General features: G+C 44.1%; 15 protein-coding genes and 1 riboswitch. Of the genes, 8 read left to right on the forward strand and 7 right to left on the reverse strand.

Annotated elements, in window-relative coordinates; all coding sequences use genetic code 11:
• Nucleotides 1–59: 59 nt before the first annotated feature.
• The 5 genes from ilvA to ilvG form a co-directional block, all read right to left on the reverse strand.
• Nucleotides 60–1,601, reverse strand: a complete 1,542-nt coding sequence (ilvA, locus tag CWB72_RS07615) for a threonine ammonia-lyase, biosynthetic (RefSeq protein WP_138630357.1) — start codon at nucleotides 1,599–1,601, stop codon at nucleotides 60–62.
• A gap of 2 nt (nucleotides 1,602–1,603) precedes the next feature.
• On the reverse strand, nucleotides 1,604–3,460 hold the full coding sequence (gene ilvD, locus CWB72_RS07620; RefSeq protein ID WP_130254388.1) for a dihydroxy-acid dehydratase: 1,857 nt from the start codon (nucleotides 3,458–3,460) through the stop codon (nucleotides 1,604–1,606).
• A gap of 119 nt (nucleotides 3,461–3,579) precedes the next feature.
• A complete protein-coding gene (locus CWB72_RS07625) occupies nucleotides 3,580–4,500 on the reverse strand; it encodes a branched-chain amino acid transaminase (RefSeq protein ID WP_138630359.1) in 921 nt (306 codons plus the stop codon).
• A gap of 53 nt (nucleotides 4,501–4,553) precedes the next feature.
• The gene (gene ilvM, locus CWB72_RS07630; RefSeq protein ID WP_130254386.1) at nucleotides 4,554–4,799 is read right to left on the reverse strand and encodes an acetolactate synthase 2 small subunit; all 246 of its coding nucleotides are present in this window, start codon (nucleotides 4,797–4,799) and stop codon (nucleotides 4,554–4,556) included.
• The gene (gene ilvG / locus CWB72_RS07635) at nucleotides 4,799–6,445 is read right to left on the reverse strand and encodes an acetolactate synthase 2 catalytic subunit (RefSeq protein ID WP_138630361.1); all 1,647 of its coding nucleotides are present in this window, start codon (nucleotides 6,443–6,445) and stop codon (nucleotides 4,799–4,801) included. The genes ilvM and ilvG overlap by 1 nt, the downstream gene beginning before the upstream one ends.
• 514 nt (nucleotides 6,446–6,959) lie before the next feature.
• On the opposite strand from ilvG, the gene CWB72_RS07640 reads away from it, so the two are divergent.
• From CWB72_RS07640 to CWB72_RS07670, 7 genes are all read left to right on the forward strand, one after another.
• Nucleotides 6,960–7,844: a TraB/GumN family protein gene (locus CWB72_RS07640; protein ID WP_138630363.1), complete on the forward strand. Its 885-nt coding sequence runs from the start codon at nucleotides 6,960–6,962 to the stop codon at nucleotides 7,842–7,844.
• Between the two features lie 139 nt (nucleotides 7,845–7,983).
• Nucleotides 7,984–8,604 (forward strand): hypothetical protein, encoded by a 621-nt coding sequence (locus CWB72_RS07645; protein WP_138630365.1) that lies wholly within the window; start codon nucleotides 7,984–7,986, stop codon nucleotides 8,602–8,604.
• 194 nt (nucleotides 8,605–8,798) lie between these two features.
• Nucleotides 8,799–8,991: riboswitch (Lysine riboswitch) on the forward strand.
• 114 nt (nucleotides 8,992–9,105) lie between these two features.
• Nucleotides 9,106–9,990 (forward strand): 4-hydroxy-tetrahydrodipicolinate synthase, encoded by an 885-nt coding sequence (gene dapA, locus CWB72_RS07650; protein WP_138630367.1) that lies wholly within the window; start codon nucleotides 9,106–9,108, stop codon nucleotides 9,988–9,990.
• Nucleotides 9,991–10,001: 11 nt separating this feature from the next.
• A complete protein-coding gene (locus CWB72_RS07655; RefSeq protein ID WP_138630369.1) occupies nucleotides 10,002–10,742 on the forward strand; it encodes a 2,3,4,5-tetrahydropyridine-2,6-dicarboxylate N-succinyltransferase in 741 nt (246 codons plus the stop codon).
• A complete protein-coding gene (locus CWB72_RS07660) occupies nucleotides 10,742–11,947 on the forward strand; it encodes a PLP-dependent decarboxylase (protein ID WP_138630371.1) in 1,206 nt (401 codons plus the stop codon). The genes CWB72_RS07655 and CWB72_RS07660 overlap by 1 nt, the downstream gene beginning before the upstream one ends.
• Nucleotides 11,948–11,955: 8 nt before the next feature.
• Nucleotides 11,956–13,068, forward strand: a complete 1,113-nt coding sequence (locus CWB72_RS07665; protein WP_138630373.1) for a succinylglutamate desuccinylase/aspartoacylase family protein — start codon at nucleotides 11,956–11,958, stop codon at nucleotides 13,066–13,068.
• Between the two features lie 169 nt (nucleotides 13,069–13,237).
• Nucleotides 13,238–14,257, forward strand: coding sequence for a phospholipase A (locus tag CWB72_RS07670; protein ID WP_138630375.1), 1,020 nt, complete (start codon nucleotides 13,238–13,240; stop codon nucleotides 14,255–14,257).
• A gap of 64 nt (nucleotides 14,258–14,321) precedes the next feature.
• Here CWB72_RS07670 and CWB72_RS07675 read toward each other — a convergent pair whose 3' ends face one another.
• A complete protein-coding gene (locus CWB72_RS07675) occupies nucleotides 14,322–15,215 on the reverse strand; it encodes a bifunctional GNAT family N-acetyltransferase/hotdog fold thioesterase (RefSeq protein ID WP_130254377.1) in 894 nt (297 codons plus the stop codon).
• Between the two features lie 197 nt (nucleotides 15,216–15,412).
• Between CWB72_RS07675 and CWB72_RS07680 the strand changes: the two genes are divergently transcribed.
• Nucleotides 15,413–16,102: a spermidine synthase gene (locus CWB72_RS07680; RefSeq protein ID WP_138630377.1), complete on the forward strand. Its 690-nt coding sequence runs from the start codon at nucleotides 15,413–15,415 to the stop codon at nucleotides 16,100–16,102.
• On the opposite strand, the gene dtd is transcribed toward CWB72_RS07680, so the two are convergent.
• The gene (gene dtd / locus CWB72_RS07685; RefSeq protein WP_138630379.1) at nucleotides 16,099–16,536 is read right to left on the reverse strand and encodes a D-aminoacyl-tRNA deacylase; all 438 of its coding nucleotides are present in this window, start codon (nucleotides 16,534–16,536) and stop codon (nucleotides 16,099–16,101) included. The genes CWB72_RS07680 and dtd overlap by 4 nt on opposite strands.
• Nucleotides 16,537–16,548 lie beyond the last annotated feature (12 nt).

Below are 16,548 nucleotides of genomic sequence, written 5' to 3' on the forward strand. Positions count from 1 at the left end.
GTTAATTAGGAGTGACTAAACTATAGAAAAACAAGGAGAATTTGCAAGTACTAAGGCAATTAACAAGCCTGTTGCTGTATTGATTCTTGGCTTTGTAAATACTGAGCAAAACATGGGTTATTGGTTTCGTTCCAGTATTTATAGCCCAGCTTTGCTAAATGATGATTAAACAAAGGTAGCTGCTCTGGTGCTATATCAAATGCAGCAAGCACATTACCTTCAGCAGCACCGTGGTTGCGATAATGGAATAAGGTGATATTCCACTCACTGCCAAGGGTCTCTAGGAAACGTGCCAATGCCCCAGGGTATTCAGGGAACTCAAAGCGATACAAATGTTCATTCATAGGAACTGGCGGCTTGCCACCCACCATATAACGAATATGTAATTTAGCCAGCTCGTTATCAGAGAGATCTTCAAAGCCATACCCATTAGTTTGCAAGACTGACTTCACTTCATCTAACTCAGGCTGCCCACCGCGTAAGCCAACGCCTACAAAGATTTGAGCATCACCTTCACCAGCATAACGGTAATTAAACTCAGTGATGGCTCTGCCCCCTAAAGCATGGCAAAAGCGCTTAAAGCTGCCTTTTTCTTCTTTAATCGTGACACCAAAAAGTGCCTCACTTTTTGCTCCCAACGCGGTGCGCTCAGCAATATAGCGTAAGCGATCGAAGTTTAAGTTAGCACCCGACAAAACTGCAGCAAGTTTAAGTCCAGTCTGACCACATTGTTTGCTCCACTTAGTTAAGCCCGCCGTGGCCAATGCACCTGATGGCTCAGCGATAGCGCGTGTGGCAACAAAGATATCTTGCACTGCAGCACAGATTTCATCTGAGCTCACCGTCACAACTTCATCACAGAACTTTTGCGCTAAACGAAAAGTTTCTTTACCTATGATTTTCACTGCAACACCGTCTGCAAAGCTGCCAACTTGTTCAAGCTCAACTGGCTCACCGGCTTTCAGCGCCGCATCTAAACAGGCGCTCTCAGCTGACTCAACACCAATGACTTTAATGTCTGGTCGTAACGACTTGATATAAACCGCCATTCCCGCAAGCAAACCACCGCCGCCAACAGGTATAAATACCGCGTCGAGGTTGTGTAATTGTTGCATTAATTCGCGAGCAACTGTGCCTTGTCCGATGATCACATCTGGATCGTCAAACGGCGGCACAAATACCGCGCCTTGCTGTTCAGTCAGCGCATAGGCGTGAGCTTGTGCGGCATCAAAATTATGGCCATGTAAAACCACTTCACCACCAAGATTACATACTGAGTTTACCTTGATATCAGGCGTTGTAACGGGCATCACTATGGTCGCTTGATGACCTAAATGCGCCGCGCTCAGCGCCACACCTTGGGCGTGATTTCCTGCAGATGCGGTGATTACTTTACTGCCCTTAGGCAATTGGCGAAGCTTATTGTAAGCACCACGTAATTTAAATGAATAAACAGGTTGTTGATCTTCGCGTTTTAAAAACACCTGCTGGTTAAGTTGCTTGCTAAGCGAGGTCAGCTCGCTGACCTCTGTGACTTTCGCGAGCGGAGCCATATCCGCTTGGATGATGGCCCGAAAGTAATCGAGCTCTTGTGCCACCATGACTAACTTAACTCCTCGAGTTTCGCTAAGTCACGCACCGCGCCTTTATCGGCACTGGTTGCTAATAAAGCATAGGCTTTTAATGCTGGCGACACTACGCGTTGTCTATCTAATGGCTTATAAGCGTCTTTGCCACGGGCTGCTTGTTTTTCGCGACGCGCAGCCATTTCAGCATCATCAATTAATAAATGAATACCGCGATTCGGAATATCGATGTGAATGCGATCACCATTCTCAACCAGCGCAAGCGCACCACCACTGGCCGCTTCTGGCGAAGCGTGACCGATAGATAAACCGGATGTGCCACCCGAGAAACGGCCATCCGTTAGGAGTGCACAATCTTTATCTAGGCCCATCGACTTCAAATAACTGGTCGGATAAAGCATCTCTTGCATACCCGGACCACCTTTTGGCCCTTCGTAGCGGATGATAACCACATCACCTTTTTGCACTTTACCATTTAAGATGCCATCAACTGCGTCATCTTGCGATTCAAACACTACGGCAGGACCCGTAAAATCAAGCATTTCGTCAACTACACCGGCACTTTTTACAATACAACCATCTGGGGTCAGGTTACCTGAAAGTACCGCTAACCCGCCATCTTGACGGAAAGCATGTTCAACACTGCGCACACAGCCATTTTCGCGGTCAATATCAAGGGTGTCCCAACGATACTCTTGGCTCATTGCTTGTGTAGTACGAATACCCGCAGGACCTGCACGGTAGAAGGTTTGCGCACGTTCATTATTGCTGTCAGTGGCATCCCAACGCTGTAACACATCGCCCAATGAGCCACCTGCTACATGGCCTACTGACAGGTCTAACTTTTCAGCTTTGGCGAGCTCATTCAGGATGCCCATGATGCCACCAGCACGGTGCACATCTTCAATATGATATTGCTGAGTCGCAGGGGCAACTTTACATAAGAATGGCGTAGTACGTGATAGACGGTCGATATCACTCATATCAAAATCAACCTCACCTTCTCGCGCCGCTGCTATCAGGTGTAAAACCGTATTCGAAGAGCCACCCATAGCGATATCTAAAGTCATGGCATTAGTGAATGCTGCTTGGTTAGCAATGTTGCGAGGTAATACCGCATCGTTGTCGTTGCGATAATACTCGTCACATAAGGCAACAATGCGTTTAGCTGCGCCCATATAAAGTTGATGACGGTCTTTATGGGTTGCCAAGGTCGTGCCATTGCCTGGCAACGCTAACCCTAGCGCTTCCATTAAACAGTTCATCGAATTCGCGGTAAACATGCCTGAACACGAACCACATGTAGGGCAAGCCGAGCGCTCAACTTTTTCTGAGTCTTCATCGCTCACCGAGGGATCTGCGCCTTTTACCATGGCGTCTACTAAGTCGAGTTTGATATCAATATCGGCTAAACGGGTTTTACCCGCTTCCATAGGGCCACCAGAAACAAAGATCACCGGAATGTTTAAACGCAGTGCCGCGAGTAACATCCCTGGGGTGATCTTGTCACAGTTAGAGATACATACCATGGCATCGGCACAGTGGGCATTCACCATGTACTCAACTGAGTCAGCAATTAGGTCGCGTGAAGGCAGTGAGTAAAGCATTCCGCCATGACCCATAGCGATACCGTCGTCGATAGCAATGGTATTGAATTCGCGTGGAACACCGCCCGCTTCACGAATGGCATCCGCCATTAAGTCGCTGAGCTGATTGAGGTGTACATGACCCGGTACAAACTGCGTATAAGAATTCACAACAGCAATAATCGGTTTTTCGAAGTCACTGTCTGTCATCCCTGTTGCACGCCAAAGTGCGCGAGCACCTGCGCGTTGTCTACCTTCAGTGGTGGTCTTACTACGAAGTTTAGCCATGGTTTAGCCCTCAATAATATGCGGCAGTTTCTGGTTGCTTGCCGACTTTCCTCATTCCCAATATTCAATTCATTGGCTGCTATTAAGGTCGCAGCCAGACCTTAAACGCCAAAAGCGTCTTAGTCGATATAAGTTAACCAACCGTTCTCGTCTTCACTTTGACCTTTTACTAAATCAAAATAAGCGGTTTGTAATAGCTCAGTGATCTCGCCACGCTTACCTGTGCCAATTTCAATTTGATCTACGCTGCGAACCGGCGTTACTTCCGCTGCAGTCCCTGTCATGAAGAATTCATCGGCAAGATAAAGTGCTTCACGTGCAATTGATTCCTCGCGCACTTCTAAGCCTGCTTTGCGAGCAAGGTGCATCATAGTGTCACGCGTCAAACCCGGTAAGATTGCCGCAGTAGTAGGCGGTGTGAATAACACACCATTTTTAATCACGAATAAATTTTCACCCGCACCTTCACTTAGGTAACCGTTCACGTCTAGTGCGATACCTTCAACATAGCCATTACGCTTTGCTTCACCTGAGATCAACTGTGAAGATAAATAGTTACCACCAGCTTTAGCCGCCGTAGGCATGGTGTTTGGTGCTAAACGATTCCAAGATGAGATACAAGCATCAACACCCGCCTCTAATGCACCATCCCCTAAGTAAGTGCCCCACTCCATTGCTGCAACAGCAACATCGGCTTTGTGTGATTTAGGATTTACACCCAAACCCACATTGCCTAAAAATGCGAATGGACGTAAGTAGGCATTCTTTAAACCATTCTCACGAACCGCCGCTTTACACGCTTCATTGATTTCTTCAACCCTGTAAGGGATCTGCATACGATAGATTTTTGCAGAGTCGAATAAGCGTTTAGTGTGATCTTGTAAACGGAAAATCGCCGGACCTTTTGGTGTGTCATAGGCACGCACACCTTCAAACACTGAACTACCATAGTGAAGCGCATGGCTTAATACGTGTGTCGTCGCTTGCTCAGACGGTACCATTTCACCATTGAACCAGATCAGGTCAGATTTATTACTCATGTTTATTACCTTGTATTAATTATTCTTTTCTCTTGCTCTTTATAGCAGAGCAATTATCCAATAGCCTGTTGCTGCATCGGTTGCAGCTCAACCTGTTTTACCTCAACCAGCTTACTCAGTTGCGAGGTTAATAGATAGATGGGTTTTTCACTGTCCACAGTCATTTTGACTTGAAACAACTCATCTTGTCCTTCCAGGGCTAAATCTAATAACTGGAATCCACGGTGACGGACCACACGTAAGAAACGTTCAATTGCGACACTTTGTTGTTTTACAGCAATATTTAGTTGGTGTTTCATTATGCATTCTCCGTCATCATTTCATCATTTGCGGCACCCGGTGGAACCAGCGGCCATACGTTTTCTTTATCATCGATACAAGCGTGTAAGATATAAGGCCCTTCAGATGCGACTAGCGCATCCACCGCCGCATCTACTTCACTTGCATGGGTAATGGTTTGCCCCGGAATACCAAAAACAGCAGCTAGCTGCACAAAGTCAGGGTTATCCGATAAATTCGTTTCACTGTAGCGCCCTTCAAAAAAAAGTTGTTGCCACTGCCTTACCATACCCAGTCTTTGGTTATCTAATATTAAGATCTTTACAGGAAGATTATTTCTGCGGATGGTGGCCAACTCTTGGATGTTCATCATGATTGAACCATCACCAGAGACGGTGATCACCATGTCATCAGGACGCGCGATTTGTGCACCGATTGCCGCAGGTAAACCAAAGCCCATGGTACCCGCACCGCCACTACTTAAATGGTTATGAGGGCTGGTGAATTTCATATGTTGCGCTACCCACATTTGGTGCTGGCCCACATCACAACACATCACGCCAGTATTTGGCATACGCTTGCTTAGTTCATTTAGAAGATAAGGCGCAAAGACTTTTTCGCCTGGATAGTCATAACGCCAAGCATGCGTTTTTTTCATTTCCAAAGTATGTGCTAACCACTGCGCATCTGTCACAAAACACGCTAGATGAGGAATGGTGGCTTTAAGGTCGCCAATCATAGATGCCGCAGCGGGCTTGCGCTTGCCGATCTCTGCAGGGTCGATATCAAGATGAATCACTTTCGCCTTCGAGGCAAATTTAGCAAGATTGCCCGTTACGCGGTCATCAAAACGCGCGCCGATACAGACTAAAACGTCACACTCTTGCACAGCAATGTTGGCAGCTTGACCACCGTGCATACCTAACATGCCTAAGTCATATTCATAATCTGGTAATACACTGCCTAACGCTTTTAATGTTGAAACAGCTGGCATTTGCGTTTTATTTAAAAATTGCATCAGCTCAGCTTGCGCATTGGCGTTGTGCACCCCACCACCCACATAAGCCACCGGCTTTTTCGCTTGTGCTAGCAGTTGCTCTGCTTTGACAACTTCGTTCATGTCGAGCTCGGGGGTTTCTTCTTCAAGCGCAAGCCAAGGGTGAAATGGTACTTGTGCTAACTGAATGTCTTTTGGAATATCAACCAACACAGGACCCGGACGACCTGATAATGCTAAATGCATGGCTTCTTGCAATACTTCAGCTAAATCTTCAGCACGTTCAACCATATAACTGTGCTTAGTGCAAGAAAGCGACATACCTAACACGTCGACTTCTTGGAATGCGTCAGAGCCGATAGCCGCCGTCGGTACTTGCCCTGTGATTGCCAACACAGGCACTGAGTCCATCATGGCATCGGCAAGTGAGGTGATTAAGTTAGTTGCGCCTGGGCCCGACGTAGCAAAGCATACGCCTAACTTACCAGTACTACGGGCATACCCTACTGCCGCAAAACCTGCGCCTTGCTCATGACGAGTCAGATAATGTTTGACAGGCGCGCCATACAACGCATCGTAGATTGGCATGATTGCCCCACCTGGGTAACCAAATACCTCTTTAACGCCATGTTTGGCTAGTAAATCTATTAGTAACTCTGCGCCTGTCATCTTCGTTCCTCATTCCCAATCTGACTGCTGTTTAACTTAAATTCGACCCTAAAACGAAAAAGCCCCCCGAACTTTTCAGTGCGGGGGGCTTTTTGCTTAATACTTTTCTTTCAGCACTAACCAGCCCCCGCGGTAATAATAATCACCACGTTGATAATCACGACTAGTAGAGAATGTGCTGTTTTGAGCATTTAAAAATCACCTGAATTAATTTTCGCAACGGTATACAAAATTGACAGCGTTGCGTTCTTTTTCTATTAGTACCGCGAGTAGCCTATTAAGTCAACAGCAAACCCTATGTTATTTGCTTGTGAAATCGCTCTTAAAAGGAAAATAATATCCAACAAAGCCAATTTTAAGAAAATAATATCCAAAAAATTTAAATTGAAACCCTTTTTTCTGGTACATATAAATTTTCACAACACATTTTTTGTTTATTCAGAAAATAACCATTTCTGCCATTTATAAACAAACTTGTTATCATACAGGGAAATTTTTCTAAAAAGGGAATCTTATGTTCAGCTCTTTCAACCGCACATTTTTCACACTTCTTTTTATCATTTTAATTGGCTTTTCTAATCACTCCTTTGCACTTTCTCCGGCTCTGTTCAAGGTCGAAAAAGCTGGTGTCACATCTTATTTATTTGGCACGGTGCATGTTGGTGATAAAAACATGAATGGTTTACCAAAAAAAATCACACAAGCGATTGAGCGAACTGATGAAGTCATCGTTGAAGTAAATATTGAGGCACTCAATACGTTTGAAGTTCAAAAACGCTCCATTCCTTTTATGACTTTACCGCACGGTAGAACGTTAAAAGATGAAATAAGCACCGAGCACTTCGAAGCATTAAAACAGTACTTTGCAGCAAAACAGATCAATATTGCGCTTTTTGAAAATCTAGCACCTTGGGCTGTGATGGTCACTATAATGCAGATGGAGTATCAAAATCTGGGCTATCTAGAAGACTATGGGATCGACAAACAGGTCATTGCCCATGCTAAAAAGCACAATAAACCTATCGGCGAGTTAGAAACTTTAGAGCAACAACTTGAAATGCTGAGTTCACTAGGCGTAAAAAGCGACTTGATGATAAGCACTACGCTTGCGCAATTAAAAGATGTTGAACAGTACTTTCTTGATTTGGTTAATGCCTGGAAAAAAGGCGATATGGACACCTTAAACAAGTATTACCAACTTAGCTTTGATGATTCAGACTATGGTAAGTTCAGTGAAGAGGTAATGCTGACTCAGCGTAATAATAATTGGGTTGAACAATTAGCTCCAAGATTAACAAAAGAGTCGTTATTTATTGCTGTGGGTGCCCTGCACTTACCTGAAAAGCATGGCTTAATCACTCAATTAAAAGCACAAGGCTTTAATGTAACTCGCTTATAAATCAGCCAGTTAAAAAGCTACCGCTAAGGCAATCGCATTTCTTTTCGCTGTTGCCTTAAAAATTTTTTAAATTCTTTTAAACCTTTTTCAACCCACCTGTCGTCTAACTTATTAAACAACATCAATCAGGGTGACGACGATGAAAAAATTATTATTAGCTGCTTTAACCTCTGCTGTTATTTCTGCGCCAGTTTGGGCCGAAGACACGAGAACCATTGAACAATCATTTAATCTTGAAAACAGCACTGAATTAGAAATCGATTTTCCAGTCGGCAGCCTAGAAATGACGAGCTACGATGGCGATCAAATCCAAGTCACAATTCGTTTAGAGCCAAAAGATAATGATGGCTGGTTTACTGACAAAGTAGACTTAAGTGCAGTACAACTCAAATTTTCGCGTCAACGCCAAGAGTTATCACTGTCTATTGATGATGATAATTTAGAGCAAACTTGGGAGGTCAAAGTGCCTAAAAGTATGCGTCTAGATGTTGAAGTTGGTGTCGGTAAAATTGAAATACAAGCACTTGAAAATACAGCGGATGTTGAAGTAGGTGTGGGCAAAGTGCGTATCGACACCGCCATTGATGACTTCAAACAAGTTAACCTTGAATCCGGTGTAGGTAAAACAAGTTTATCTGGTTTTGCGGGCAAAGCTCAGTCTCATAAGAAAATGGTCAGCTCACAAACAGAATACTTCGGCTCTGGCCAATACAACTTAGAAGTTGAAGTGGGTGTAGGCAATATCAAAGTGCGCCACTAAGCCACGACCCTAAGTTACAAACTCCCTTTGCCCGGTCTTGCACCGGGCTTTTTGATCTCTTTTACACCCATGGTTATAACCTCAGGTTTTAAAGAGATGATTTTTTAATCCCCTTTGCTTGACACCTAGACGGCTAAAATGTTTCAATGCCGCCTCACCCTATTTGAGCGCAGTGGAGCATTGGCTCGGCTGCCAGGGCTGGAAGAGGTGCGTTATTCAGGTAGCGCGGTTGAGGAGAGCAAACTCCATTGATGCCGTAGCGAGGGGAATTAACGCCGAGAAGCAAACGTATTTGCTAAACGTTTACTTCGGGCGACTGGGCTGAATCCCAGCGACTGTCACCAATTGCGCAAGACGCAAGAATTTTGGTGGAGAGCTTCTGGTCTTAGAATAAATAAGGCCAGTTTGCCTTATCTTTTTTAAGTCCATTGCTCTTCGAATTTTAATTGTTCGAAGTATGGACACCCTCCTTACTCCGAACATGCTATAAGTTCGGTAGAGATGAAATCACAATACGATTTATCCAACTATCCTTTATGGACAGCTTTGGTGACGCCTTTTGACGCGCAAGACCAAGTTGACTTTGACACACTTACAACACTCGTCCGTCAGCAAGAACAAGCAGGCAATGGCATTTTGTTGCTTGGTAGCACAGGTGAAGGCTTAGCACTTACCCTGTCTGAACAACAAGCGATTGTTGAATTTGTTTGTAACTTGACCCCTAACGTACCCCTTATGGTCGCGGTAGGTGGTATCAACTTACAAGAACAATTAGCTTGGGTTGAGTTTTGCAATCAGCACCCTATTCACGCTTACCTACTTGGTTCACCGCTTTATGCCAAACCGGGTGTAATGGGTCAGACTCAGTGGTTTGATGCATTACTTAACGCCACTGACTTACCTTGTATGCTTTACAACGTACCGGGTCGCAGTGCCGTCGAAGTGTCACCAAAAGTACTAAAGAACCTCGCACACCACGACAACTTATGGGCGTTAAAAGAAGCCAGCGGTGACATCAGTAAGTTTGAGCAATTCCGTGAAGCTGCCCCTGAACTGGCCATTTACAGTGGCGACGATGGGTTGATCCCCTACTTTGCTCAGGCTGGGGCAAAAGGCCTAGTCTCGGTTGCTGCCAATGCCTGGCCAGAGCAAACCGCTGAATTCGTCCGCCGCTCTTTAGCAGGTACTTATCCGAACTTATTCACCACCTGGACGCAAGCCGTAAATAGCTTGTTTAGTGTCGCCAACCCAATTCCTGTCAAAGTGCTCATGCACCAACAGGGAACATTGGCAACACCGAATCTTCGTCCTCCTCTTACGCACTTAGAACTGCAATGTAATGCAGCGATTGAGCGTGCAAACGACACAATTTTATCTTGGAATTAAGGCAGTAAAACATGAGCTGGTTAGAACTATTAAACAATTTAGAAAACGGTAGCGTACGTGCGGCAACTCAAGACGAGCAAGGCAACTGGCACGCAAATGTTGAAGTTAAGCAAGGCATTTTAGAAGCGTTCAGAAACGGCAAAAATACTGAGTATCCAGGTGGCTTTGTTGATAAAGACAACCTAGCACCACAAGGTTTCAATGCAGAACAAAACGTACGTATGGTACCAGGTGGTTCAAGTGTGCGTCGCGGCGCCTATGTGGCATCTGGCACAATCATTATGCCACCAGCGTATGTAAACATCGGTGCATTCATCGATGAAGGTACTATGGTAGACAGCCATGCGCTAGTTGGCTCATGTGCACAAGTAGGTAAAAACGTTCACCTAAGTGCAGCAGTGCAACTAGGCGGTGTATTAGAGCCTGTTGGCGCAAGCCCAGTGGTTATCGAAGACGATGCGTTCATCGGTGCAGGCTGTGTGATCGTTGAAGGTGTAGTTGTTAAGAAAGGGGCTGTACTTGCACCAGGTGTCCGTTTATCTGCAACCATTCCTGTTTATGACTGTGTGAACGAGCGCGTATTAGAAAAAGGCGAGCCAATTCCTGAGAATGCGATTGTTATTCCGGGTTCTCGTCCATCTTCAAGTGCATGGGGCCGCGAGCAGGGCTTAAGCATGTCATGTGCTTTAATTGTTAAATACCGCGATGAGCAAAGCGATGCGTCTTTAATCCTTGAAGAGGTATTACGCTAATGAGCTTTTTGAGCACACAGCTACGTCAGCATATCACTGCGATCAGTGAACAGAACGACACACCGTTTTTTGTCTATGACCTAGATGCGTTATACGCGCATTTAAAACCACTGACAGAGCAATCTGTGGTGAAGTTATGGTATGCCGTTAAAGCCAATCCACTTTCTAAGGTGATTCAAACTTTAGATAAAGCGGGCTTTGACTTTGACGTAGCAAGCAGTGGCGAACTTGACCAAGTATTGCGTCAAGGCGTGGCTGCTAACCGTGTGCTCAACACCGGACCTGCTAAATCTAAAAAGCAGATCCAACACTTTTTGTCACAAGGTGTACGCACCTTCGTGGCAGAAAGTTTGAATCAAGTAGCTTGGTTAAACCAAACTGCGACAGAACATCAGGTGCAGTTGCGCATTCTACTGCGTGTGCAATTGCGCTGGCCCGATAGCGAAAAGAACCCACTTGGTGGTGACAGCTTAACGCCATTTGGTTTAGGGCTTGAAGAGTGGCAACAGCTGAGTATTCAAGACTACCCTGCGCTTAATTTCGTTGGCCTGCATATTTTCCAATGGGGCAATATGCTCAGCACCGAAAAATTGGCTGAGCTATGGTCACAAATGATCACGCCACTGACCAATTTAGCAGAGCAACTTGGCTTTACATGCCAAATTTTAGATTTAGGCGGCGGTTTAGGTATTCCTTACACAACCGATGCTGATCGCCTCGCTTGGTCTAAATTAGTCGATGCACTGGCAACCATTAAAGCCGCGGCTGGGGTTGAAGAACTGTGGATGGAGCTTGGCCGTTATGCGGTAGGTGAAATCGGCCATTATATAAACCCTGTTGTTGAGCAAAAGCTGAATTATGGTGAGCACCAACTGATTGTCGCAGGTGGTATTAATCACGTATTACGCCCTGCTTTGACAAACCAAGCTTTTCCGGGTGAATTATTACGCCAATCTAGTGCACCGTCACAAGACTTCATAGTACATGGCCCACTATGTACCGCACTCGACAGTTTGGGTAAGCACTCATTACCTGAAGATGTTAACGAGCACGACTGGGTGGTGTTCAGTCAATGTGGCGCCTACGGTTATACCGAAAGTATGCCGTTCTTTTTATGTCATGAATTGCCTGCTGAATACGTGATTGAGCAAGGCCAAGTTGTCTGCGTGCGTGAAAGCCAAAACGCTGCAAGTTATTTAGTGTAGGTGAACACATGAACACAATTACTGAAGAACATATTCAAGTCGGTGAGATTGCCAATGGCCTCCCATTGACCATTCCTGTGTATCGTTTACAAGGCAATAGCAGTGGCCCTAAAGTGTATATTCAAGCCAATATGCATGGCGCAGAAGTGCAAGGTAATGCGGTTATTTACCAATTACTTGAGCAGCTAAAAACACAAACACTGGCTTCGGACATCACCTTAGTGCCTTATGCGAATCCGATCGGCTGTAATCAAAAATCGGGGGAGTTTACTTTAGGTCGTTTTGATCCGATCACCGGCACTAACTGGAACCGCATGTATCACGATCACAGTAAACTGATCGAGTCATTTGTTAGCGAACATTTAGATGCGCCAGAAGATGAGATCAAAAGTAAATTCCGCGCTCTGCTTGTTGATCAGACCCAAGCGTTTCTAGATCAACCCGCTTATCGCGTGAATACCGGCAAACGGATCGCTGTGACCTTGCAGCGTTTAGCGCATGAAGCTGACATAGTGTTAGATCTTCATACCGGTCCGATCTCAGCAAAGCATTTGTACTGTCCTGAATATGCGAAAGCCAGTGCCTGCTACTTTGACATTGAACATGTGCTGTTGATCCCCAATGAATTTGATGGCGCGATGGACGAAGCGACTTTCTGTCCTTGGTGGCTATTAAGCGAAGCCTACAAAGCGCAAGGTCGCAATATTCCTGTATGGGTTGAAGCTTTCACCGTTGAACTTGGCTCACAAGAGAAAATCAATTTAACCGAAGCCAAACTCGATGCCGAAAGTATTTTAAGTTACCTAAACCACAAAAAAGCGTTTATCGGTGCTGAGTTTACGCCTAAGCCTATTACCCGCTATGCCTGTATGCTTGATAACTATTTGGCGTTTCATGCCCCTATGGGTGGCATGGTCGAGTACAACGCCGAACTAGGTAGTCATATAAAAGCCGGTGACACCATTGCGAAGATTTTACGCATGGAACAATACTTATCAGAAAAGCCATTGCATGAAATCACGTTAGATACAGATGCCATCACCATTTTGCATTTTGCTTCGGCCAGCGTGAATCAAGGCACTGAACTCTATAAGTTCTTCACAAACTATTTCGAGCTGTAAGGCTTCACCTTATTGCGTGAGAGTAAGCACCTTTTATTGAGTGTCGCTTACTAAGGTATGGCGGCTTTTGCCGCCGGCCTTTTTAAATAAAAAGTATGTAATTGATCTACCCCAACCCCAATTACCCGATGTATACTGCCCTATGGCAAGGACAAATACCGTAAACTCTATGCAATTATATTCATTAATTTCAATAGCCCTAGTAGCCTGCTTTTCTTTGCAATCTTTTGCAGATACATCGACCACTGATAACGAATTAGATTTGGTACAGCAATGTATTTTGAACGCACTTGTTATCAGCGATGACAATACTAAAGTAGCGGATATCAAACAGCAGTGTGAAAATATTAAAAAAGATCACCATATCAGTGCATTAGATGAGCGTATCTTAAGAGAGAAAATTACACAAAATAACCGTAATGTGCTCACGCCACATCGAAGAAATTATATGCTACCTGTGTCATATATTACGGAGCCAAACAACACACCTTTTCAAATAAAAGGTGCACCAACTCAGACTGAGGAGCTAGATAACTTTGAAGTTAAGTATCAGCTTTCATTAAAAGTACCAGTCTATACAGGTTTTGCCGATCCAGACCAAGCAATCTTCACAGCTTTTACTTTACAATCATATTGGCAGTTTTATAACAAAGAAATCTCTTCTCCTTTCAGAGAAACGGATTATGAACCCGAAATATTCTGGATTAACTTTTTAGACGATGAAAATGTACTTTGGGGAGACGAAATGGCCATAATTTTAGGTCTGTCTCACCAATCTAATGGCCGCTCGCAGCCTTTCTCTCGCTCTTGGAATCGACTTTACGCTAATTTTATCTGGGAGAACCAAGGTTTCGTATTTAGCTTTAAACCATGGTATCGCCTACCAGAAGATAAGAAAACTGATCCTATGTTAGCTAAAGGTGATGATAATCCTGATATCCATAAGTATATGGGATACTTTGAATTTAGTGGCGTATATCGTCATGGTAATCATGAATTTAGTTTTTTAGCCCGCAACAACCTCAATAGTGATAACCGTGGCGCATTACAATTAGATTGGTCTTTTCCTATGTGGGGGAGATTACGAGGCTACGCACAATATTTTAATGGCTATGGTGAAAGCATGATTGACTACAATGCCGATATACAACGCTTTGGAATTGGTATATTACTCACTGATATTTTGTAGTCATTTCCTCTGAACAAAAAAAAGCCAAGCTGTTGAGCTTGGCTTTTGCTATTTAAATTGAAGTCTAACGTAAGACTACAAAACAGCCTTCAAACTTAGCAACTAGCTTATCACCATCGTACACATTCACAGGTACGTAGTATTTTGCTTTGCCTTCAGTTTCTAAATCTAGCAATTTTCCTGAACAGTCAGCAATAGTGACTGTCGCACTTGGCGCTGTAGTGAGTGGTTTAAGATACTTAATCTCTGCATCCGCAAGTACAATATTTCCCTCAAGATTAAGCTCTTTTAGTGCCAAGTAAGTTGCACCCCAGCCAGTCAATGTCGCCATGCTATACACAGAACCCGCAAACATAGAGTTATGCAAGTTTAAGTTGGCTTTGAGATCAGCTTTAGTAGAGAACTGCCAGTCAGTGTAGCTTTCAACTTTAATACCCATTGCATCGCTGATAGGGATAGACTCACGCCAAGTGTTTTGCAATACCTGCGTCCAATCAGGGTGACGGAACCAACCTGGTTCACAGGGCTTCTGTTTAACCATTTTCCAATGCTGTATATCGTCATACGCAAGGTGGGCTTTTTCTAATACGGTATAACCATGTTTCTCATAGAACGACAACGCTCGCTCACGGGCAAATAAAACCAGCTCATCAGCATTTTGTTGCCAAGCTATTTTCTCTAGTTCATGCAACAAACGGCTACCTAAATGTTGACCACGATGCTTTTCATCCACCGCCATATAACGTACTTGTGCCTGCTGTTGATTATTAAAGTGCAAACGTGCAACGGCTAAGACATCTCCGTCGTTATTCTTAATATAACGATGCTCCGCTTCTTGCTCTAAATCATCTTGCTCTGAGCCGCGGGGTTGATCCCACGGGGCGCGTAAAACTTGCCAACGTAATTGATAATAGGCTTGCCAATCTTCGCTGCTCTGTGGTGCACTTACCTGAAACATAATTACTCCTGTTTTGATGCATCTCTGACCGTTGATTTTGTTTTACTAACAACGATAACTTGGTGTCTTTTTTATAGTTTCACCATACTAGAAAAGCCCAAAATAAAACATAGTTTCATGCTGCTTAACAAAGAATAACTGTAAAACTTGGTGAACAGGCTGGCATTACAAAAAAGCTCAGCTATGCTGATGTAATTATGGAAAAATTTTTTACAAGCTCTGCTACATTGAGCACCGATTTTGTTTTTAACTGTCATGACTTGGGGCATCTCATTTATTGGCAGAAACATGGCCAAATTAGTATTCAGGTTCGCCAAGAAAAACAATATCGATGGCTCTTAATCAACGACACTTTACAATCAGTGATTGATAGAGACGATTCGTCACATCTTCTACTTCCTCATTTACAACAACTCTCCGCGCTTTGGCAGCCATTAGTAGCGCCTAAAACAGTATTAGAATTAGGACTCGGTGCAGGTGCTATTCGCAACTTCTTAGAAGTTAAATACCCTGAAGTGCATGTCACCTCAATTGAAAAAGATCCCGAAGTTATTCGCTGTTATAAGAAGTATTTCGACGGTGATGCACTCAGTGCGCTGATCTGTGATGATGCCGAGCTATTTGTACAAAAAAATGCACTTTATGATTGGATAATTTTAGATTTGTTTAGTCAGGAAGATGCACCAAATTTTTTGTTCGACCACAAGTTTTACCAAAATATTCGTAATCGCTTAAATCAAGGCGGATGGCTGTTTATTAACTTTCTCTCAAGCCACCCTTCGCAGCTAGAGCAACTTCAGCATCGATTGATCACCAATTTTGGCAAGAAGCCAAAAGAAGTTGCCATACCTGATTACTTGAATCACATCATTGCAGTAAGCCGCTAAACCGACAGGTTGAAGGTGACTGGTCCATCGTTACACAAGCTCACTTGCATATCTTCGGCAAACTGTCCTGTTTGAACTTTAATACCCACAGATTTTGCCTGTGCCACAAAATAGTCGTATAGCGCTTCAGCTTGTGCTGGTGTACCCGCGCTCGAAAAGCTTGGACGCATGCCCTTTTTAGTATCCGCGGCCAAAGTAAACTGAGATACCACTAAAAGCTCCCCCTCAATGTCTTTTAGACTGAGATTCATTTTGCCAGCATCATCAGTGAATATACGATAATTACTCACTTTATGAAGTAGCTTGTCTGCTGTAGACTCATCATCAAGCTTTTCAACGCCTAATAGCAATAAAATGCCTTTATCTATTGCACCAACGCACTCTCCTGCCACTTCCACTTTAGCCTGAGTAACCCTTTGAATTAATCCTTGCATAATACTCTTAAA

The organism is Pseudoalteromonas phenolica (assembly GCF_005886345.1).
Taxonomy (GTDB): domain Bacteria; phylum Pseudomonadota; class Gammaproteobacteria; order Enterobacterales; family Alteromonadaceae; genus Pseudoalteromonas; species Pseudoalteromonas phenolica_A.